This window comes from Methylobacterium sp. AMS5 (assembly GCF_001542815.1).
Taxonomy (GTDB): Bacteria; Pseudomonadota; Alphaproteobacteria; order Rhizobiales; family Beijerinckiaceae; genus Methylobacterium.
In genome coordinates, this window is the sequence record NZ_CP006992.1 from 1,445,240 (window position 1) to 1,465,840 (window position 20,601).

Below are 20,601 nucleotides of genomic sequence, written 5' to 3' on the forward strand. Positions count from 1 at the left end.
GCCTGAGGAGGGTACCCCATCGCGCCAGCGCGATGGGATCCCGCCGAAGCCCAAATCCGCCATCCCGAAGGGATCAAACGGATTTGGTATGACTGCGGTCCCCGGCCCCGTCAGGCGTCCGGTCCATGCCTGCGAACCGGTCTGAGGATCCGAGGGGAAGCCTGATCTTCGGCAGGGGCCGCGAGGTTCCGGCAGTCGGCGATCGTCGCCTTCGCTGTGTCGATGGCGATCGAGACCGCGGCCATCGTCCGGTCGTTCGGCTCCCGTTCCCGAGCATAGCGCACCGCCTCCGTGGCGAGCCGGTCGACCTCGACGTTGAGCGCCTCGATGGCGGCCGGATCGGTCAGCGCGCGTGCCTGCTCGGTCACCTCCAGCAATCGGTCGATGATCTCGTCGATCCGCTCGCGGCGCAGGCTGGACAGGCGCTGGCGCAGCCAGGCCAGCGCCGAGAACAGGCCGCCGGCCAGGGCGCCCAGCAGATAGAGCGTGTCGCCGTAGCGATCGACGAAGCCGTGCTGCTCGCGCTCGTAGTAGTCGATCGCGCCGGGATGGATCGGAATGCGTGCGCTCGTCGCTGCCGCCGTCGTGTCGTAGGCCGGTGCCTGCACGTACTCTGCGGCATCCGTCTTCACGGCTGCGGCGGTGCGCTTCTCGAACAGCTGCTGTGTGACATCGGCCGCGATGACACGACCGAGGGAAGCGCGCGCCATCAGCCGGTACGAGGCCCCCACGGTCTTCACGTCATCGGACGGCAGCTTCGGGTCGCCCGCGAACAGGCCGCCGGGGATCGTCACCGCCTGGAGCCGCGGGAAGCGCTCGAGGATCGCCCCGTCATCCTCGACCGCCACGAACTCGACCTTGCCGTTGCGGGCGACCGAGCGCACGGCGCCGACCAGGGCCAGCGCCTTCGGGGCCGAAGACGCGATGATGCTGACGAAGGCGTCGATGCGCTTGTCCCTGAAGGCAGCAGCGACGGCGTCTTGGTCGATCCGGACGAGATGGACCGTGCCCTCGCGCACCGGCCCGCCGGCTGGCTGCGTGTCGAGGGCAAGGCCGTGATAGCCGAGGATGTTGTTCAGGAGGGAGAAGTCGGCATCGCGGTGTGCGGCGATACCGAGCCGCTTTCCGGCGAGCTTCGGGAAGCTCTTGATACCGGATTGGGAGGGCGAGGCGATGATCATCGCCTGGTCCCGCAGGATGGCGAGGGTCAACCCGTTGGTCGGCAAGAGCACGTCGGGCCGGACCACCGCGAGATCGGCTCGCCCGTCCTGCAAGGCGGCGGCGCTCTCGCGCACATCATCGAACGAAACGATCTTCAGGCGGATATTCTCGTGGCCCGTATCGAGGGCATCGGCGTAGGCCTTGATGAGTTCCGGCTCGGTGCCGTCACGGGGCGCGACCGCGATCGTGAGCACCGTCGCTTGCAGCAGATACCAAGCGATGCCGAGGCTGGCCCCGATCGCCAGGGTCGCCGCCAGAAGCAGCGTCTCACGACGCATCAGCCAAGCTGGAACGGCAGGCATGGGCGTCGCGCCTTGCGGAGGAGACGAAAGCTGCGCCGTCAATTCCCAAGACCGCGAGAAGTGCCACTACGGCGCACCCCAAAGGCAAAAGTCTAAAAGACCGGACGTCCGATCCGCATGCCGGTCGCTCGAAGCCTGACGTGGCGAGAGAAGATGCGATCACGCGCCCCCTCGGGCGAGCCGGCACTACGATCGATCGAGGGAGGCAGATCGCCCAAAAAGAAACCGCCCCCGGCCGGGCGGCGCGGGGGCGGTTCTGATCGTCCGGAGTGGAAGCGCTGTCAGGCGGCGATCTTGGTCGCGGTGACGGCGATGTTCTCGTTGGCCAGCCTGACGGCGGCAGCCGGAGCGCGGCCGGGGGCCCGGAGGCTGGTCAACTCGCCGGCGGAGGCATGCGCGCCGTCCTCGGAGCCGAAACGCTCGGCCAGCATCACGACGAAGATCACGTTGGCGATGGCGGCGGCGAGAACGACGAGGGCGATCATGGCGGGCAGGTCCGTTGCTGCGTTGCGATGAATTCTATATCGCACTGCACTTCGGTATCTGGTATACCAGATACCGAAGCTCGGACATGCATCTGACGCATGGCGATGCGCCAGCCGGCCTCTGCTCATTCTCTCAGGGCTTCTTAGTCTCGCCCCCCGCAGGCGCAGAGCCGCTGCCGGCGCGCTCGACCTTGGCCGCCTCGCGCAGCTTCACGATCGTGTCCTGCTGCGCCTTGCGGGTGAGGTACTGGTCGATCTGCTCCTTCATCTCGTCGAAGGTCGGCACGGGCTTCGTCCGCTTCTCCTCCACGCGCAGCACGTGCCAGCCGAACTGGGTCTTCACCGGATCGGAGACCTGCCCCGGCGTCATCTTGAAGGCGGCGTCGGCGAAGGGCTTCACCATCCGCTCCTGGCTGAACCAGCCGAGATCGCCGCCCTCGGTCTTGGAGCCGGGGTCCTTCGAGACCTCGCCCGCGATCTTGGCGAAATCCTCGCCGCCCTTGACGCGTGCGGCGATCTTCTTGGCCTCGTCCTCGCTCTCGACGAGGATGTGACGGGCCCGCACCTCCTCCTCGGGCTTCATCGATTTCACGGTCTGTTCGTAGAGCGCCTTGGCGGCCTCGGGCGTCACGGCCTTCTTGGCCTCGCGCTCGAGGTAGTCGTCGAGCAGGAGCTTATCGCGGAAATAGGCGAGCTTACGCTTGAACTCGGGCGCGTCGCCGACCTTGGCAGCTTCGGCGGCCTGCGCGCCGACCTTGAGATCGACCATGTAATCGACGAGCAGGTTCTGCTTGGCCCCCTCGTCGACGCCCGGCAGCGACAGTGCCGGATCCTCGGCGGCGATCGCGAGGTCCGCGGCGGTGATCGCCTGACCGTTGACCCGCGCCACCACCGTCTCCGGCGGAACCGCCGCCGAGACGGGAGCGGGCGCGCTGGGCGTCTTCTGGCCCGCAGGCGCCTGAGCAAGGGCGGCGCCCGGCAGGGTGAGCATCAGCGCGAGGGCGCTCGCGCGCCGGAGGGAGAACGAAATCGGCATCGGAAGCGTCGTTCCTTGGTCGTCATCCCCGCCGGGCCGGTCTTTACGCCGTCCGGCTTCGTCCCGCGGGGCTCGTCGGGAATGCGGCAGGCGCCGCGAAGCGCGACACAGGTGGAACCTCTTCCGGCCAAAGGCAAGCGTGGCCTTGATGGCCGCGCGGTCTCGTGACCGCGGGTCGATGAGGCCGTCGCGCGAAGAGCGATGGCAGCGCCTGTCGGGCGCGAAGAGCGCCGCGCGGAGCGGGCTTTTCAGGGACTTCGGGTGCTGAAACGCGTCGAGCGGAGCGAAAGTTTGAGCCCGCGGAGGCGGGCGCCGGCGACGGAGGCCGGCCAAAAGACAGAGCCGGGCGACCTCCCGGTTGTCCGGTCCGGCACTACCGGATGCGCCTGCGGATATTTACCTCTATAAGCCCGCCCAACACAGGCCGGCGGCGCCCGAAAATGCCGCCCGCGACGACCTCACGACCGCAGGTTCACGATGCTCGGTGCCCTCGCCAAGAAGATTTTCGGCTCGTCCAACGACCGCCGCGTCAAGGGTTTTCGCCCACGCGTCGCGGCCATCAATGCCCTCGAACCGGAAATCAGCGTCCTCTCCGACGAGCAGTTGCGCGCCCGCACGCAGGCGTTCCGCGATCAGCTCGCGGCCGGCACCCGCCTCGACGACCTGCTGGTGCCCGCCTTCGCCACGGTGCGCGAGGCGGCCAAGCGCGTGCTCGGCCAGCGCCACTTCGACGTGCAGATGATCGGCGGCATGGTGCTGCACGAGAGCGGCATCTCGGAGATGAAGACCGGTGAGGGCAAGACCCTGGTGGCGACGCTGCCGGTCTACCTCAACGCGCTCGAGGGCAAGGGCGTCCACGTCATCACCGTCAACGACTACCTCGCCTCGCGCGACGCGGAGTGGATGGGCCGGGTCTACCGCTTCCTCGGGCTCACCGTCGGCACCATCGTGCACGGGCTCGACGACGGGCAGCGCAAGGAAGCGTATGCCTGCGACATCACCTACGGCACCAACAACGAGTTCGGCTTCGACTACCTGCGCGACAACATGAAGTACGAGCTCTCGCAGATGACGCAGCGGGGGCACCACTTCGCCATCGTCGACGAGGTCGATTCGATCCTCATCGACGAGGCGCGCACGCCGCTGATCATCTCCGGCCCGGTGGACGACCGCTCGGAACTCTACGTCGCGGTCGATACGGTCATGCCGCGGCTCACCCCCGAGCATTACGACCTCGACGAGAAGCAGCGGCAGGTCTCGCTCACGGAAGCCGGCAACGAGTTCATCGAGGAGGAGTTGCGCGCCGAGGGCATCCTCAAGGAGGGCGACCTCTACGACGCGCACAACGTCACCATCGTCCACCACGTGAACCAGGCGCTGCGCGCCCACACCCTGTTCACGCTCGACAAGGACTACATCGTCAAGAACGACGAGGTCGTCATCATCGACGAGTTCACCGGCCGCATGATGCAGGGCCGGCGCTACTCGGAAGGCCTGCACCAGGCGCTGGAGGCCAAGGAGCGGGTGACGATCCAGCCCGAGAACCAGACGCTCGCCTCGATCACCTTCCAGAACTACTTCCGCCTCTACAAGAAGCTCGCCGGCATGACCGGCACCGCCTCGACCGAGGCCGACGAGTTCGCCGAGATCTACAAGCTCGACGTGGTCGACATTCCGACCAACAAGGAGGTCGAGCGCGTCGACGAGGACGACGAGGTCTACCGCACGGTCGAGGAGAAGTACGAGGCGATCATCAAGGAGATCGACAAGGCGCATGCCCGCCACCAGCCGATCCTGGTCGGCACCGGCTCGATCGAGAAGTCGGAGCTGATCGGCGAACTCCTGAAGAAGGCCGGCTACACCCTGCTCGACTATTCCGACCCGAACGCGCTCACCGACGTCTACAAGGCCGCCCGCGAGAACCGGGTCACCAAGCGCTTCGCGGTGCTGAACGCCCGCTTCCACGAGCAGGAAGCCTACATCGTGGCCGAGGCCGGCGTGCCCGGCGCCATCACCATCGCCACCAACATGGCCGGCCGCGGCACCGACATCAAACTCGGCGGCAACCTCGAGATGCGCATCGAGAAGGAACTCGGGCAGATGCCCGAGGGCCCCGAGCGCGACGCCGCGATCGAAGCGCTGAAGGCCGAGATCGCCGAGAACCGCGCCAAGGTGCTGGCCTCGGGAGAGAAGGCCGACCCGGAGGCGGGCCGGAAGAAGGATCTGCCGGGCGGGCTCTACATCATCGGCACCGAGCGCCACGAATCGCGGCGCATCGACAACCAGCTCCGCGGCCGTTCCGGCCGCCAGGGCGATCCCGGCCGCTCGAAATTCTACCTGTCCCTCAAGGACGACCTGATGCGGATCTTCGGCTCCGACCGCATGGACGGGATGCTGCAGCGGCTCGGCCTGGAGCAGGGCGAGGCGATCATCCACCCCTGGATCAACAAGGCGATCGAGAAGGCGCAGCAGAAGGTCGAGGCGCGCAACTTCGACATGCGCAAGAACGTGCTCAAGTACGACAACGTGATGAACGACCAGCGCAAGGTCGTGTTCGAGCAGCGCCGCGACCTGATGGGCCAGGACAGCGTGCGCGAGACCGTGGACGAGATGCGCCACGGCGTGATCGACGACTTCGTCGCCACCCACATCCCCGAGAACGCCTATGCCGAGCAGTGGGACGCCGAAGGGCTGAAGCACCGTGCGCTCGACGTGCTCGGCCTCGACCTTCCGATCGAGGACTGGGTCAAGGAAGAGGGCATCGCCGACGAGGAGATCCGCGAGCGCCTGCGCAAGGCCTCCGACGAATCCTACGCTGCCCGCGTCGAGCGCAACGGCGCGGAGGTGATGACCTATGTCGAGAAGCAGGTGGTGCTGCAGGTGCTCGACCACCTCTGGCGCGAACACCTCGTCACCCTCGACCACCTGCGGCAGGTGATCGGCTGGCGCGGCTTCGCCCAGCGCGACCCGCTCAACGAGTACAAGTCCGAGGCCTTCGAGCTGTTCAACGGCCTCGTCACGGCCCTGCGCGAGCAGGTGACCGCCCAGCTCTCGCATGTCGAGATCATGCAGCAGCAGCCGGAGGGCTTCGCCGAAGGCGGGTTCGAGAGCGCCGGCTTCAGCGAGCCGCAATTGCCGCCGATGTTCCCCGAGCACCGCGACCCGGTGACCGGCGAGAACGAGTTCGCCTTTGCCGGCTCCGGCAGCGACGGCGGGGCGGGCGGCGCCTACGGCTTTGCCGCGCGCGAACTCTCGACGGACGCGGCCGTGCTGGAGCGCAAGCCCGACGACGCCTCCACCTGGGGCCGGGTCGGCCGCAACGAGCCCTGCCCCTGCGGCTCGGGCAAGAAGTACAAGCACTGCCACGGCCGCTTCGCCACCGAGGCGTGAGCCTGCGGTGAGCGGCGCCCTCGTCTACGGGCTCGAGCCGGATCTCGACGCGGCGACCTTCGAAGAGGTTCTCGTCGAATCCGGCCTCGATCCCCGACGGCCCGCGGCAGACCGGGAACGGCTCGATCGGATCCTGCGCGGCTCCGACCTGATCGCCACCGCCCGGCGCGACGGGCGCCTCGTCGGCGTCGCGCGCACGCTCACCGACTTCGCCTCCTGCGCCTATCTCGCCACCCTCGCGGTCGCCCGCGACAGCCAGGGCCTCGGCATCGGCCGCCGGCTGATCGACGAGACCCGGGCGGCGGTGGGCCCCGAGGCCTCGTTGCTACTCACCGCCGCGCCCGGCATCGAGGGCTATTACGAGGCCATCGGCATGCCGCGGGTGCCGCACGCCTTCCGCTACGACCGGGAGCGGTGACGGGTCAGGGCTCCTCGGCCGCCAACGCCTCCAGCACCGCGTGCGCCGCCGCGATGCGCGCTCGGATCGGAAACGCGCGGTTGGCCAGCATGACGAGGCCGATGCGTTTGGCCGGCACGAAGGCGACATAGGCGCCGAAGCCGTTGGTGGAGCCGGTCTTGTCGAACAGCGTGACCTCCGTCGGCGTCTGCGGCGGGTCGAGCCGCGCGGCGGGTTGCGCCTCGAACCGCATCGGCTCGGCATTGCCGGCCTGAAGGCGCTCCAGCGAGATCGGATAGGGCAACTGCTCCCAGCCGAGCCCCTGCACCATCCCGCCGACCCTGACATACCCGATCTGCGTGCCTTGAACCGCCTGCCGCATCGGCGGGTCGAGGCGGGTGGGGTCAAGATTGACCTCGACGAAGCGGATCATGTCGGCAGCACTGGATTTGACGCCGTAGGCCTCTCCGTCGAGGACGCCCGGATCGACCCGGATCGGCGTGCCGTCCTTGCCGTAGCCCCAGGCGTAGCGCTCGCTCTCCGATGCAGGCACGCGGATGAAGCTGCGCTGCATGCCGAGCCCCGGAAACAGCCGGGTTTCCATCAGGTCGGCGAAGTCGCCGCCCATGGCCGCGGCGGCGGCGGCTCCGAACAGGCCGAGGCTGGGATTGGAATAGAGCCGCTGCGTCCCGGGCGGCGCGGCGGGTTGCCAGCGGCGAAAGTAGGCGATCATCGCCGCCTCGTCGGCCACCGCATCGGGAAATTGCAGCGGCAGGCCGCCCGCGCTGTAGGTGCCGAAATCGAGCAGGCTGACGCGATCGAGCGCGCTGCCCCGCAGCTCCGGCAGAAACCGGCTCGGCGCATCGGCGAGCGAGAGCCGGCCAAGCCCCTCCGCATAGGAGACGAGCGTCGCCGTGAAGGTCTTGCTGACCGAGCCGATCTCGAACAGCGTGTCGCGCGTCACCGGCCGCTGCCGCTCCCGGTCGGCGAGCCCGAAGGTGAAGACCGTGGAATGCCCCTCGCGGATGACGGCGACGGCGATGCCGGGCACGTCGTAAGCCTTCAGGAGCGGGCGATAGGCTTGCTCGACCGCGGCGGCGACCCGCGTGGAAGGCTCGGCGGCCAGAGCGGGCGTCGGGACCAGCGGCAAGCCGCTCAGGACGAGGGCGGCCAGCACGCGCTTTCGCATTGCGGAGATGGCGCATTTCCTTCTTGGCTGAGGCAAGAGAGGCGGACGGGCGGCCATGACGGGTGAGGAAAGCGCCGAAAGCGCGGCAGGTGCGGAGGCCGCCGTCCCGCTGGTGCGGAGCCTGCGTCTCATGCTCGAGGCACCCCGGACCGGCCCGATGCAGGCCGTTCTGGCGCTCGCGAGCGCATCGCTCGATTGGCTCGACGCCCATCGCGGCGGCTTTCTTCACGCGGACGAGGAGGCGCTGCTCACCGACCGGCTCCATGCCCGCCGCCGCCACGGCCTGTTGATCGGGCGCTACGCGGCGAAATGCGCGCTCGCCGCATTTCGGCCCGACCTCGACCCGCGGGATCTGGCGATCCGGCCGGGTGTGCTGGAGCAGCCGGTTCTCTCCGGCACCGGTGTCGAAAACCTCGGCATCAGCCTGTCCCATGCCGGCCCGGTCGCCGTGGCTGTGACCTTTCCCGAGGCCTGCCCGATGGGGATCGATCTGGAGCGGATTCAGCCGGCCAACGTCGCGCTGCTGACGCGCCAGACCCTTGCCGCCGAGCGCCGGCACATCGCCGCCCGGCTCGACGCGCCGGAGGCCGAGCGGCTGACGCGGCTTTGGTGCCTGAAGGAGGCGCTGTCCAAGACCCTGCGCTGCGGCCTCACCGTGCCGCTCGAACATCTCGCCGTCGGCAGCGTCGTGGCGGAGCCGCCGGGGCTCGACGTCACCTTCGCGAATTTCGCGCAATACCGGGGCCTGAGCCTCGCCGCGGGCGATCTCGCCGCCGCGCTCGTTCTGCCGCGCCCTCCGGCGGCGGCGCTTGCGGTCGAGGCGGCGGCCTGGGAAGAGTTGCGATCGGGCTTGGCCGAAGCCGCGATGCGGTGGCAGGCCGAAGACGCCGCACCGCCCCCTCGCGACGGCGATCGCGAAGAGACCGGACACCGATGACGACCTGGCGCCCACCCCAACAGATCCGCGTCAAGGTGATCGGGCTGGCCTGGCGCGGGGACGCGCTGCTGGCCGTCGAGGTCCTCGACGATCGCGGCCGGATCAAGGGTGTGCGTCCGCCCGGCGGCAGCGTCGCCTTCGGCGAGACCCGCGAACAGGCCCTGGACCGGGAGTTTCGGGAGGAGCTGGGCTGCGGCGTGACGATAACCGGGCTCTGGACGGTGTTCGAGAACCTCTATCGCCACGAAGGCGCGCTCGGCCACGAGATCGTGTTCGCGGCCGATATCCGCCTTCACGACGCGGCCCTCTACGACCGCGACCTAATCCGTTTCAGCGAGGATGACGGCACGGCCTGCACCGCGCGCTGGCTCCGGCCGAGCGCCCTTCCGGACGGCGCCGTCCTCTTCCCCGACGGCCTTGCGGCCGCGCTGGCGCATCGCCCCGAACGGTGAGGACCGGCTTTCGGGACGATGCTCCGGCCTTGGCTCAACCCTGGCCGCCCGTCAGGCTGTGGCTGAGGAAGAAATCGAGCATCGCGCGCGAGGCATCCGGCCCGTTCGGGTCCGTGTAGCTGCCCGCCGGGCTGCCGCCGCACCACGCGTGGCCCGCGCCCTGCACCGACCATGCCTCGACCTGAACGCGGCCGGCCTCGTCGGCGTAGCGGATGCGGGTGTAGCTGTGACGGCCGTTGATCCCGCCCTCCTGGCGCGGCGTCAGGGCGTCGATGCCGGCCTGCGCCAGCACGGCGTCGGCGTTGCGGGGATGGACGGTGCCGTCACCCTCGCCATGGAAGACGATGGTGGGCACCCGCAATTTCTGCGTCACCGCGCCGGCGCCGAAGCCGGCCGCGCCCCCCGGCTCGGCCGCACCGGGCGCGCCGACCCGCATCGCCGAGAGCGCCGAGGACAGGTCGCGGGCGCAGCCCGCGGCGAGACCCGAATGCACGCCGAGGCCCGCGAACAGGTCGGGATAGGCCCGGGCGATGTTGGCCGCCGCCGCCCCGCCCGCCGAGAGCCCGGCGATGTAGATGCGGGAGCGATCGATCGGATGCTCGGCGCAGATCGCGCGGACGAGGCCCGCCACGATGCCGGCCTCGCCCATCTCCCGGCCCTGGTCGCCGGGCTCGAACCAGTTCCAGCACTTCTGCGCGTTGGCCCGGCTCGTCTGGCGGGGATAGGCGACGTAGGCCCCCTCCTCCTCGGCGAGCGTGTTCATCCGCGTTCCCGCCGCGAAATCCTCCGGCGACTGGCTGCAACCGTGCAGCATCACGAGCAGCGGGCGCGGTCCGCTCCGCGGGCTCGGGATGAACAGCTTGTAGTCCCGCGCCCCGGCGGCGTTGGAGAAGCTGCGCTCGACGAACGGGCCGCCCTCCGACTCGAACCCGTCGGGTTCGGTAACGTTGGGTCTGGGCGCCTGCTGGCCACCGCCCGTCAGCCCGTTCAGCGAGGGAGCCAGCGAGCGCAGGCCCTGCATCACGTGGTCGATGTTCTCGCGAAGCCGTTCGGGGAGCAGCGTGGCGTGATCCGCATTCCGGGTCGCATCCACCTCCGGATCGAGCCGGGTCGCCGGGCCTTCGAGCCGATGCGTCCCCTGCGGGGCGGGCGACGCATCGGCCGGCCGCGCCCCCTCGGCGGACAGGTCCGCACCACCGAGGCTGCGCTGGATCAGGGCGGTCGCCTCGCCGAACCGTCCGGCCTGGGTCAGGCGGGTGGCCTCGGCGATATCCGTGAAGAAGGCGTTGTGACGTTCGGTCATGCGGGTCTCGCTTTCCGGGTCGGCGACGGGCGCGCGCGAGCGCAGCGGGTCACGAGGGGGATTTCCAGAGGGTCAGGGCAGACGGTCGGCCAGCACCCGCTTCACGGCGGGGCTCGCCTGGAGGCTGCCGAGCACTTCGATCGAGGCGATCGCGGCACTGGCGAGGTGGGCGGGAACGTCGTCGGCGATGACGGCGAGGCCGAGGACGCGGATATCGAGCCGTGCCCCCGCCGCCTGCGCCGCTTCCAGTTCGGCCCGGCCGTAGCGGCGCAGGCCGACTTCGATCGGTTTGCGGGCCACCGACTGGCGGGTGATGTCGGCGTGGCGCTCGATCTGGTTGCGGACCGCCGTGCGGATGAAGTCGCTGCGGTTGGCGTAGACGCCCTCGGACACGAGCAGATCGACATGCCCGAGATCGACGAAGCCGAGATTGACCGTGATCTTCTCATGGTCGCCGGGTTTGGCGCCGAGCCTCACGGCGATCGGAGCATCCGGCCGTGTCTCTTGAATCACGTCCATCATCGCGCGACATCCCTGCGCCAGCCATAGGGCAGGTATGGGAAGGCTTATGCTGCACCGCAAGATGAAGTTTTTTGCATCGCAGCAAGGCAGGCGATGAGGTGGGAGCGGTTCCGCTGGCGCCGCGTCGGCCGAAGGACGGGCGATTCGAACCCAAAGACCGCACGCCGAGAAAGACTTAACGGATCGTTTCCGGTGCGGTCACAGCCGCGGGCATCGGCTCACGGCTCCATGTAGTCCCGCCAAATGGCGTTTGTTCCGAGGCTCTCGACAAAGCTGTCATGCCGCAAGCGCTCACCTTCGGTGAGGCGACTGCGAATCGCCCGCGGGCCGACCGGACCCGAATCGGTCGGGGCGCCGAGCGCCAGGGTCCCGACCGGCTCGGCGATGCTGAGCCCCAGGGTGGTCTGCTTGCCGCCGAGCAACTCGACATAGACCTCGGCCAGGATCTGCGCGTCGAGCAGCGCGCCGTGCTTGACGCGGCGGGTGGTGTCCACGCCGTAGCGGTTGCACAGGGCATCGAGGTTGTTGGCCGCGCCCGGATGCTTGCGGCGGGCGAGCAGCAGGGTATCGACCACGTCCTCCAGCGCGATCGGCTTCGGCGCGGCGGGCCCGAGCCGGGCGAACTCCATGTTGAGGAAGCCGACGTCGAAGGGCGCGTTGTGGATCACCAGCCGCGCATCGCCGCAGAATTCGAGGAAGGCATCGACCACCTCGGCGAAGACCGGCTTGTCGGCGAGCATCGCATCCGAGATGCCGTGCACCGCGAACGCCCCTTCGGACACCGCCCGCTGCGGGTTGATGAGCCGGTGGAAGGTCTCTCCGGTCTGGACGTGGTTGATGAGTTCGACGCAGCCGATCTCGATCAGCCGGTCGCCGTTTCGAGCCTCCGTGCCGGTGGTCTCGGTATCGAGGACGATCTCGCGCAGCATTTTTTCCGATCCGATGCAGGTGAACAGCCTGCGCGCAGCTCGCGAAGGATGCGTTAACCCGCAGAGCCCTTCAGCGGGTTCGGCTGGTCAGTTCCTCGACGATCCGCGCCACCTCCGCCTCCGCGTGTTCGAACCCGCGGCTCGTGTCGATCACGTAGTCCGCCCGCGCCCGCTTCTCGGCATCCGGCATCTGCTTGGCGCGGATCGCCTCGAAGGCGTCCTCGGTCATGCCGGGACGGGCGAGCACGCGGGCGCGCTGCACCGGCGCCGGGGCGGTGACGACGAGGACGGCGTCGCAGCGGGCGTCGGCCCCGGTCTCGAACAGGAGCGGGATGTCGAGGACGACCAGCGGCGCCCCGGCGTTGCGGGCGAGGAAGGCGCGGCTCTCGTCCCGGACCAGCGGATGTACGATCGCTTCCAGCCGGGCGAGTTTTTCCGCATCGCCCAGCACCGCCTTGCGCAGGGCCGGCCGGTCGACGCCGCCCTCCGGCGTCAGGGTGCCCGGAAAGGCCTCGCCGATCGCCTGCGCCGCGCCGCCGCCCGGCCCGTAGAGGGCGTGGACCGCCGCGTCCGAATCGTGGACCGGCACGCCGCGGGTGGAGAACATCTTGGCGGTGGCCGACTTGCCCATGCCGATCGAGCCGGTGAGGCCGAGCACCACGGGCGGGCGGGGGTGTTCAGGTGCGCTCATTTCGCGACGAGATCCGCGACGATGGTTTGGCGCAGGGCCGGCGTCACCTCGGGCCGCAGGCCGAACCAGGCTTCGAATCCCGGCACCGCCTGGTGCAGCAGCATGCCGAGCCCGTCGACCGCCGCGAGCCCCCGCGCCCGCGCCGCGGCGAGCAGCTTCGTCTCCAAGGGCACGTAGACGATGTCGGCCACCGCCGCGCGGTCCGGGAGCGGGGCGAGGTCGAGGTCGAGCGGCGGGTGGCCTGCCATGCCGAGCGACGTGGTGTTGACGAGAAGCCCGGTGCCGGAAAGCGCATCCGGCACGGCCTCCCAGGCCAGCGCCTCGATGTGTTCGGGGTCGAGTTCGGCGAGCGCCCGCGCCCGCTCGGGGCTGCGGTTGGCGACGCGGACCGAGAGCCCCCGCTCCACCAGCCCGACGACGATGGCCCGCGCCGCGCCGCCCGCGCCGAGCACGACGGCGGACCCGCCGGTCCGCTCGGGCCAACGCTGCCCGAGGCTGTGATCGAGATGGGCGATGAAGCCCGGCGCGTCGGTGTTGTCGCCGCGCACGCGGTCGCCCTCGACGATCAGCGTGTTCACCGCGCCGATCGTCTTGGCCCGCTCCGTCAGGGAATCGGCCAACTGATAGGCCGCCTCCTTGTGCGGGATGGTGACGTTGCCGCCGGCAAATCCCGAGGCCGGAAGCCCGCGGATGAAGGCTTCGAACGCCTCCGGCGCCACGTCGAGGCGCTCGTAGCTGCCTTCAAGGCCGTGCTCGGCGAGCCAGTGCCCGTGGATCAGCGGCGAGCGGGAATGCCGGATCGGATGGCCGACGACGAAGGCCCTAATTGTCATGGAAACCTGCTGGGAAAGTCGAGAGGCATCACGCGACGCAGCTCGTCGGCAGCGTGCAGGCGGTCTGCCCCTCGATCTCGATCTGAAGGGTGGCGTGACCGATCCCGAAGCGCGCCCGCAACGCGTCCGCCGTCTCCTTGAGGAAGAGCCGGTCGGGCGCCGCGTCGGCGATCACGAGATGGGCGGTGAGGGCGACTTCGGTGGTGCTCATCGGCCAGATGTGCAGGTCGTGCAGCCCGCGCACGCCGGGGCGCGCGGCGAGATAGGCGCGAACGGCCTCCGGGTCGATGCCGGGCGGCACCGCGGCAAGCGACATCGCCACGCTGTCGCGCAGGAGCCCCCAGGTCGCGGCGATGATGAGCGCGGCGATGGCGAGGCTCACCAGCGGGTCGATCCAGTCGAAACCGGTGGCGAGGATGACGAGGCCCGCGAGCACCACGCCGGCCGAGACCGCTGCGTCGGCCACCATGTGCAGGTAGGCGCCGCGGATGTTGATGTCGTCCGTGGAGCCCGAGGCGAACAGCCAGGCGGTGAAACCGTTGATGAGGATGCCGATGCCGGCCACCACCATCACCGTGGTGCCGGCGACGGGGGCCGGCTCGAGGAAGCGCTGCACCGCCTCGACGATGATGCCGCCGGTCGCGACCAGAAGCACCACCGCATTGAACAGCGCGGCCAGGATCGAGGAGCCGCGCAGGCCGTAGGTGAAGCGCGCCGACGGCGCCCGCCTCACCAGCACCGCGGCGATCCAGGCGGCGGCAAGTCCCAGCACGTCGGAGAGGTTGTGGCCCGCATCGGCCACCAGCGCCATGGAATTCGAGAGCCAGCCATAGGCCGCCTCGACGCCGACGAAGCCGAGATTCAGCGCGATGCCGATGGCGAAGGCCGGCCCGAAATTCTTCGGAGCGTGGACGTGCCCGAGCCCGCCATGCCCAAGCCCCCCATGTCCATGACCGTGGTCATGCTCATGCCCGGCATGATCGTGGCCGTGATCCGGATGGGCGTGGGCGTGCCGATGATCCTGCCGGTGGTCGTCCATCGTCCCTCGCCGTGTCAGAACGCCAGCAGGCCCATGCCCCGCAGCTGCGCGAGAAGGGGCGTGAGCGGCAGGCCGAGAACCGTCGAATGGTCACCCTCGACCCGCTCGAACAGGTGGATGCCGAGCCCCTCAAGCTGGTAGGCGCCGACGGAAGCCGTGACCGCCGCGCCTGCGAGCCGCAGATAGGCGTCGATGGCGCCCGCATCGAGGGGGCGCAGGGTCAGCCGCGCGGTTTCGACGAAATCCTCGGCGCGGCCGCCGCGCCGGATCGCGACCGCCGAATGCAGCGCGTGGGTCCGGCCCTGGAGCCGGGCGAGATGGGCGTGCGCGTCCGCGAGGTCGGCGGGCTTGTGGAAGATCTGGCCCTCGCATTCGAGCACTTGGTCGGCGCCGATCACGACGCGGCCGGGATGGCGGACCGCCACCTCCTCCGCCTTGGCCTGGGCGAGCCGCCGCGCCAGTTCGACCGGGGCCAGGGCGCCGCCCTCGGCCTCCAAGGCGCGCTCGTCGATCCGCGCGGGCGCCGTCTCCACCGGCAGGCCGGCCCCCGTCAGGAGATCGCGCCGGGTGGCGCTCGCCGAGGCGAGAAGGAGCGGTGCGGGCGCAAGCCAGAGGGGGGAAGCGTTCACGTCGAAAATGATTCCGTCAGCGCAGGCCGCGCCAGTCGAGCCAATCGAACAGGAAGTCGATATCCTCGGGCGCCACCGAGAAGAACCCCTCCTCCGAGCGTTCCGAGCCGATCACATAGCCGCTGGCATGGCCCAGCGTGTGGTCGATCGAGCTTTGCAGGAAGCCGAGTTCGAGCCCGTTGTCGCGCAAGGCCACCACGGTGGTGCCGGGCGGCGCGAACAGCGAACCGTGCAGCCCCGAACCGTACTCGCCGATGATCGTGCCGGCCGAGCGGAACAGGGCGATCTGTTCGGGCACGCTCAGCCGCTCGGGCCGGACGGGGGTGAAGCCGCGGGCCACCGCCTTCTCCTCGAACGCCGCCCGCTCCGCGAGGGTGCGCCGGTTATGCGTATCGGCATTGTCCGAGCGGGAGATCAGGAGTTTTTCGCTCCCCGGCTTCTCGCGCCGACGGCGCGGCCGCCACAGGGGCCGCCAGCGAGCGGCGGGCGCCGCGCGCTCGAGAAGGAAGCGGCGGGCCTGCCGCATCAGCGGCGAGGCGCGGCTGATGAAGCGCAAAGCCGTCGGCACGAGGAGGGAGCGGCAGACGACGAGATCGCGGGTGCGGTCGTAGACGACGAGGCGGTCCTCTTCGATGCCGAGGAGGCCAAGCCAGTCTCGCGCGAAACGCGGCGTATCGGCGGGCAGGAGGTAGGCCAGCCGCGTGATGTCGTGGCCGGCCCGGTCGAGCAGGAACAGTTTCGGCAGGAAATCGACCAGCCAGTGGCCGTACATCTGGTGGCCCATGCCGGTCAGCAGCACGACCGGCTCCTCGACCGTGACCCGCCGCAGATCCGGCAGCCGCGCGGCGATGGCGCGGAAATGCCCCTCGAAGTTGACGGAGAAGATGTTGAGCTGGGCGGCGTATTGGAACACGCCGTCGAGGAGCACGACGCCCTCCTCGGTCACCGCCGCCCCCGGCAATTCGTAGAGGCTCGTCCCGAGCACGGTGGTCTGCTCGTGGTAGAGGCGCAGCAGCTTGGGCGTCACCGCGCCGACCAGCAATTCGGGCGGAGGCGCCCAGTCCCGGTAGGACAGGCTGAGATCGGTGCAGCGCCCGCGCCCGGCCTGGACGGTCTCGCGCAGATCGGCCGCGGCGAGGCCGGCGTCGTCCATGTGCCGGAGCCTCAGGTCGCGATGAACTTGAGGCGGTGCTCGCGGTAGAGATCGAGGATCGCGGCGGCCGTCTCCTCGATCGAGCGGCGGGTCACGTCGATGGTCGGCCAGCGGTACTTGGCGCAGAGCCGGCGCGAGGCGGCGATCTCGTCGGAGACCGATTGCCGATCGACATAGGAGGAGTTGTCGTCGGCCTTCAGGCTGAGCAGGCGGTTCTGGCGGATCTGCACGATCCGCTCCGGGCTGGCGATCAGCCCGACGATCAGCGCCTTCTTGACCCGGTCGAAGCTCGGCGGCAGCGGCATCGAGGGGACCAGCGGCAGGTTCGCGGTCTTGAGCCCGCGATTGGCGAGATAGATCGAGGTCGGCGTCTTCGAGGTGCGGCTGACGCCGACCAGCACCACGTCGGCCTCGTCGAGATCCGCCGGCAGATTGCCGTCGTCGTGGGCCAGCGTGAAGTTCATCGCGTCGATGCGCTTGAAGTACTCGGCGTTGAGCATGTGCTGGGCGCCCGGCCGCTCGGTCGAGGTCGCGCCGAGATAGGAGCGCAGGAGCGCGTGCACCGGCTGGAGCACGTTGAGCGTCGGCGAGCCGGTCTCGCGGCAGGCCTCCTCCAGGCGCTCGATCAGCTCGTGGCCGACCAGCGTGTAAAGCACGAGGCCCGGCGCCGCCTTGATCTCGGAGATCACGCGTTCGAGCTGCGCGCCCGAGCGCACCAGCGGGTAGACGTGCTCGATCGCCGAGATGCCCTCGTACTGCACGGCCGCCGCGCGCCCGACATTGATCAGGGTCTCGCCGGTGGAATCCGAGACGAGATGAAGATGGAAATAGCTGCGGCTCATCGTCGGCCCGTCTCTGCCGTGACGCTCGGTCCGGGGCGACACACCCGCCCCGAGGGGATGCTTAGTGTCTCTCACAAAGCTCCCGCCGCGCTGTCATCGCCAGAGCGAGAACGGTCGGAGACCGGGAGTTTTGTGAGGCACTCTTAGAGCATTTTCTCGGGCAAGCGCGATGCCGAATTGCCGTCGGCCGTGGGGACTTCGGCTGCCATGCGGCCGGACAGCCCGTTACCGTGGCGGCCCGAGCGCGTCGCCGACCCTCGCGGATCATGCCGGAGCCCGACCCGCTCCGTGATGGAAAGACGGAGCCGAACCGTTCCGGCAGGGCGGCGCAGCGGCCGATTCCGTCACCACCCCGGAAAATTTCGATTGTGTTGTCAGCGCTTTAGCGTTCCGCCACCGCCACGCTGTCCCCAGGGCGCGTCCGGGGAGTCGATAAGTGGGGAAAACCAGGCCCCATCGGAGCGCGACGGCGGGTTGGCCCGAAATCCATCGACTCCGCCCTCAACACCCCGACCTTGCGCACACGGTGGAGTCGCCCGAATGGGAGAATCCGGGACCGAGGCGGCCATCAGGGCATACGGGCCCATGCAAGCCTCTGCTGAGCTTGGCCTATCGTGGACATTAGATCCAATCCGTTAAGAGGCGATTAACGCCGTGGCCGTGGGGAGGGCCTGTGGACGCGCTTGCGGCATCACGATCCAACGTCCAAGAGAAAAAACAGAGATTCTAGAATCTCTCTTTCTTTGAGTAGGACCGGGGTGGGGATGGCGCGGTCGCGATCCCTCCGGTCTCCCTCGAACGGCAATCAGGCAGGATGCGGACTTCAGGCATGGCGGAGGCAAAGACGGCGAATAGACCGGTGCTGCGGGTGCTGTCGGGAGAGGCGATCTCCCCGCCCCCGGCCTGGATGATGCGCCAAGCCGGCCGCTACCTGCCGGAATACCGGGCGACGCGGGCGGAGGCCGGATCCTTCCTCGATCTCTGCTACAACCCGGCCTTCGCCACCGAGGTGACGCTCCAGCCGATCCGCCGCTTCGGCTTCGAGGCGTCGATCCTGTTCTCCGACATCCTCGTGATCCCCCACGCGCTCGGCCAGGACGTGCGTTTCGTCGAGGGTGAGGGGCCGCGCCTCGATGCGCTCGAAGGCCGCGCCCAGTTCGACCGCCTGCGCGAGGCCGGCGACCCGGCGATCTTTTCGCATCTGGCACCGGTCTTCGAGGCCGTCGAGCGCATCCGCGGGGCGCTTCCCGACGAGACCACGCTGCTTGGCTTCTGCGGCGCGCCCTGGACCGTGGCGAGCTACATGATCGGCGGACGCGGCACGGTGGACCTCGCCCCGGCCCGGGCGCTGGCGGCGGCCGACCCTGCGCTGCTCGACGCGCTGCTCGACCGGCTCGTCGCCGTCCAGACCGAATATCTCGTGCGTCAGCTCCGGGCCGGCGCCGACGCGGTGCAGATCTTCGAATCCCATGCCGGCGTGCTGCCCGAGTCGAGCGATGGGGATGCCCTCAAGCGCTTCTCGCTCGGGCCGATCACGCGGATGGTTCAAGGCGTGCGAGCACAGGTTCCGGACGCGAAGATCATCGTCTTCGCCAAGGGCTCCGGGCTGGAGGGCCATGCCCGCGTCGTGCCCGAGACCGGCGCGAGTGCCGTCGGCGTCGATTGGGGTGTCGATCTGGCCGCCCTGCGCGCCCGTGTGCCGGCCTCGACGGTCACCCAGGGCAACCTCCACCCCGAGACCCTGATCGAGGGCGGGCGGGCCCTGGACGCGGCCGTGGATGCCATCCTGGCGGCGACCGAGGGCCTGCCGCACATCTTCAACCTCGGCCACGGCATCACCCCGCAGACGCCGATCGCCCATGTCGAGCAGATGCTGGCCCGGCTCAGAGGCGGCCGGTGACGCGTATCCGCGTCGTGGCCCTGGCTCTGACGCGCCGGGACGAGACGGGCGAGGCGTTGCTGCTGGTGCGCAAGCGCGGCAGCCTCCGCTTCATGCTCCCGGGCGGCAAGTTCGAGGCGGATGAGACCGACGCCGCCTGCCTTGCCCGCGAACTCCGGGAGGAACTCGCGCTCGCCTTCGACCCCCGCACGGCTGTGCGGCTCGGCCGGTTCGAGGCGGAGGCGGCCAACGAGCCCGGCCACATCGTCGAAGCGACCGTCTATCGGCAGGCCGCCGCACCCGGCCTCAACCCCGTCTGCGGTGCGGAGATCGAGGAGATCCGCTGGCTCTCGCTCACCGGCGGAACGGACGCGGCCGCTTTGCCGCTCGCACCGCTTCTGACCGGACAAGTCCTGGCGCTCTTAAGCGCCGCATCCCCCACACGGAGTGCCTCAGCCGGTGCTTGAGACCCTGTACCCCTGGATCAAGGCCGTCCACGTCATCGCGGTCATCTCTTGGATGGCGGCGATGCTCTACCTGCCGCGCCTGTTCGTCTACCACGCGGCGCTGCCGGCGGGCTCGCGGGTGCAGTCCGAGACCTTCAAGGTCATGGAGCGGCGCCTGCTCAAGGCGATCATGACGCCGGCCATGATCGTCACCTGGATCTTCGGCCTGTGGCTGGCGTGGCAGAGCGGCTCCTACGCCGCGCCCTGGCTCCAGGCGAAGTTCGCCCTGGTGCTGGCGATGAGCGGCGTACACGGCTTCCTCTCTCGCACGGTCAAGGACTTCGCCGCCGACCGCAACACCCGCAGCCAGCGCTTCTACCGGGTGATCAACGAGGTGCCGACGCTCCTGATGATCGGCATCGTCATCCTCGCGATCGTGAAGCCCTGGAGCTGATTCTTTTTTGCCCGGCTCCGGGCACCGGGGCGCGAACGAGCCGTTGGAAGGGCAAAGCGTGGCCGTTGCTCACGCGGGAGCCTGTCCGATGCGTACGCTGTTTCTCGCCCTCTCTCTGAGCCTCGCTGCGGCCTCCCCCGCAGCGGCAGCGAGCTTTGCCTGCGCCAAGGCCGAGACGCCGGACGAGAAGACGATCTGCGACACCCGCGCCCTCAACGATCTCGACGTCGAGATGGCGGTGCGCTTCGACATCCTCAAAGACCTGCTGCCGATGGGCAACCGCACCAAGATGCAGGACGATCAGGAGGCCTGGCTCAAGGACCGCCGCGCCTGCGGTGCCGATGTGGCCTGCCTCACCGCGGCCTACGAGGGCCGGCTCAAGATCCTTCGCGCCGTTCTGTCGGAGTTCGCCAAGCAGGGCGGGCAGTAGGGCGCTCTCCCACCGAGCCCCTCATCCCGAGGTCGCGGATGG

Annotated in this window: 21 protein-coding genes; 8 read left to right on the forward strand and 13 right to left on the reverse strand. The window is 69.4% G+C overall.

All coding sequences use genetic code 11. The features are described 5' to 3' along the window. Positions 1–110 precede the first annotated feature (110 nt). The 3 genes from Y590_RS06590 to Y590_RS06600 all read right to left on the reverse strand — a co-directional run bounded on the left by Y590_RS06590 (position 111) and on the right by Y590_RS06600 (position 3,044). A complete protein-coding gene (locus Y590_RS06590) occupies positions 111–1,523 on the reverse strand; it encodes a TAXI family TRAP transporter solute-binding subunit (RefSeq protein ID WP_060769145.1) in 1,413 nt (470 codons plus the stop codon). 281 nt (positions 1,524–1,804) lie between these two features. Further along, complete coding sequence (locus tag Y590_RS06595; protein ID WP_060769146.1) at positions 1,805–2,008, reverse strand: hypothetical protein; 204 nt, start codon at positions 2,006–2,008, stop codon at positions 1,805–1,807. A 133-nt stretch (positions 2,009–2,141) separates the two neighbouring features. Next, complete coding sequence (locus tag Y590_RS06600) at positions 2,142–3,044, reverse strand: peptidylprolyl isomerase (RefSeq protein WP_060769147.1); 903 nt, start codon at positions 3,042–3,044, stop codon at positions 2,142–2,144. A 477-nt stretch (positions 3,045–3,521) separates the two neighbouring features. Between Y590_RS06600 and secA the strand changes: the two genes are divergently transcribed. Next, positions 3,522–6,434, forward strand: a complete 2,913-nt coding sequence (gene secA / locus Y590_RS06605; RefSeq protein ID WP_060769148.1) for a preprotein translocase subunit SecA — start codon at positions 3,522–3,524, stop codon at positions 6,432–6,434. Between the two features lie 7 nt (positions 6,435–6,441). Further along, on the forward strand, positions 6,442–6,852 hold the full coding sequence (locus Y590_RS06610) for a GNAT family N-acetyltransferase (protein WP_060769149.1): 411 nt from the start codon (positions 6,442–6,444) through the stop codon (positions 6,850–6,852). Positions 6,853–6,856: 4 nt separating this feature from the next. Here Y590_RS06610 and ampC read toward each other — a convergent pair whose 3' ends face one another. Further along, on the reverse strand, positions 6,857–8,020 hold the full coding sequence (gene ampC / locus Y590_RS06615) for a class C beta-lactamase (RefSeq protein WP_060769150.1): 1,164 nt from the start codon (positions 8,018–8,020) through the stop codon (positions 6,857–6,859). 55 nt (positions 8,021–8,075) lie between these two features. Between ampC and Y590_RS06620 the strand changes: the two genes are divergently transcribed. Both Y590_RS06620 and Y590_RS06625 read left to right on the forward strand, forming a co-directional pair. Then, positions 8,076–8,957 carry a 4'-phosphopantetheinyl transferase family protein gene (locus Y590_RS06620; protein ID WP_060769151.1) on the forward strand — a complete coding sequence of 294 codons (882 nt, stop codon included), beginning with the start codon at positions 8,076–8,078 and terminating at the stop codon, positions 8,955–8,957. Continuing rightward, a complete protein-coding gene (locus tag Y590_RS06625) occupies positions 8,954–9,409 on the forward strand; it encodes an NUDIX hydrolase (RefSeq protein WP_060769152.1) in 456 nt (151 codons plus the stop codon). Before Y590_RS06620 ends, Y590_RS06625 begins: the two co-directional genes overlap by 4 nt. Positions 9,410–9,443: 34 nt before the next feature. Here Y590_RS06625 and Y590_RS06630 read toward each other — a convergent pair whose 3' ends face one another. From Y590_RS06630 to Y590_RS06670, 9 genes are all read right to left on the reverse strand, one after another. Further along, positions 9,444–10,712, reverse strand: coding sequence for an extracellular catalytic domain type 1 short-chain-length polyhydroxyalkanoate depolymerase (locus Y590_RS06630; protein ID WP_060769153.1), 1,269 nt, complete (start codon positions 10,710–10,712; stop codon positions 9,444–9,446). A 72-nt stretch (positions 10,713–10,784) separates the two neighbouring features. Further along, the gene (locus tag Y590_RS06635; protein ID WP_060769154.1) at positions 10,785–11,234 is read right to left on the reverse strand and encodes a ribbon-helix-helix domain-containing protein; all 450 of its coding nucleotides are present in this window, start codon (positions 11,232–11,234) and stop codon (positions 10,785–10,787) included. 218 nt (positions 11,235–11,452) lie between these two features. After that, positions 11,453–12,163 (reverse strand): DNA polymerase III subunit epsilon, encoded by a 711-nt coding sequence (gene dnaQ / locus Y590_RS06640; RefSeq protein WP_060769155.1) that lies wholly within the window; start codon positions 12,161–12,163, stop codon positions 11,453–11,455. A 70-nt stretch (positions 12,164–12,233) separates the two neighbouring features. Beyond that, positions 12,234–12,854, reverse strand: a complete 621-nt coding sequence (gene coaE / locus Y590_RS06645) for a dephospho-CoA kinase (RefSeq protein WP_060769156.1) — start codon at positions 12,852–12,854, stop codon at positions 12,234–12,236. Then, entirely contained in the window at positions 12,851–13,687 is an 837-nt protein-coding gene (locus tag Y590_RS06650; protein WP_060769157.1) for a shikimate dehydrogenase, read from the reverse strand. Before Y590_RS06650 ends, coaE begins: the two co-directional genes overlap by 4 nt. 28 nt (positions 13,688–13,715) lie before the next feature. Then, positions 13,716–14,726 carry a cation diffusion facilitator family transporter gene (locus Y590_RS06655; protein ID WP_060769158.1) on the reverse strand — a complete coding sequence of 337 codons (1,011 nt, stop codon included), beginning with the start codon at positions 14,724–14,726 and terminating at the stop codon, positions 13,716–13,718. A 14-nt stretch (positions 14,727–14,740) separates the two neighbouring features. Next, positions 14,741–15,355 carry a Maf family protein gene (locus tag Y590_RS06660; protein ID WP_060769159.1) on the reverse strand — a complete coding sequence of 205 codons (615 nt, stop codon included), beginning with the start codon at positions 15,353–15,355 and terminating at the stop codon, positions 14,741–14,743. Positions 15,356–15,371: 16 nt separating this feature from the next. Beyond that, a complete protein-coding gene (locus tag Y590_RS06665; protein WP_060769160.1) occupies positions 15,372–16,508 on the reverse strand; it encodes a glycosyltransferase family 61 protein in 1,137 nt (378 codons plus the stop codon). Between the two features lie 11 nt (positions 16,509–16,519). After that, positions 16,520–17,350, reverse strand: a complete 831-nt coding sequence (locus Y590_RS06670; protein WP_060769161.1) for a pyruvate, water dikinase regulatory protein — start codon at positions 17,348–17,350, stop codon at positions 16,520–16,522. An 829-nt stretch (positions 17,351–18,179) separates the two neighbouring features. Between Y590_RS06670 and hemE the strand changes: the two genes are divergently transcribed. From hemE to Y590_RS06690, 4 genes are all read left to right on the forward strand, one after another. Next, positions 18,180–19,250, forward strand: coding sequence for a uroporphyrinogen decarboxylase (gene hemE, locus Y590_RS06675; protein ID WP_060769162.1), 1,071 nt, complete (start codon positions 18,180–18,182; stop codon positions 19,248–19,250). Next, on the forward strand, positions 19,247–19,696 hold the full coding sequence (locus Y590_RS06680; protein WP_060769163.1) for an NUDIX hydrolase: 450 nt from the start codon (positions 19,247–19,249) through the stop codon (positions 19,694–19,696). The genes hemE and Y590_RS06680 overlap by 4 nt, the downstream gene beginning before the upstream one ends. After that, positions 19,689–20,129, forward strand: coding sequence for a protoporphyrinogen oxidase HemJ (hemJ, locus tag Y590_RS06685; RefSeq protein WP_083530787.1), 441 nt, complete (start codon positions 19,689–19,691; stop codon positions 20,127–20,129). Before Y590_RS06680 ends, hemJ begins: the two co-directional genes overlap by 8 nt. A gap of 88 nt (positions 20,130–20,217) precedes the next feature. Next, positions 20,218–20,559, forward strand: coding sequence for a lysozyme inhibitor LprI family protein (locus tag Y590_RS06690; RefSeq protein WP_060769164.1), 342 nt, complete (start codon positions 20,218–20,220; stop codon positions 20,557–20,559). Positions 20,560–20,601: the final 42 nt, after the last annotated feature.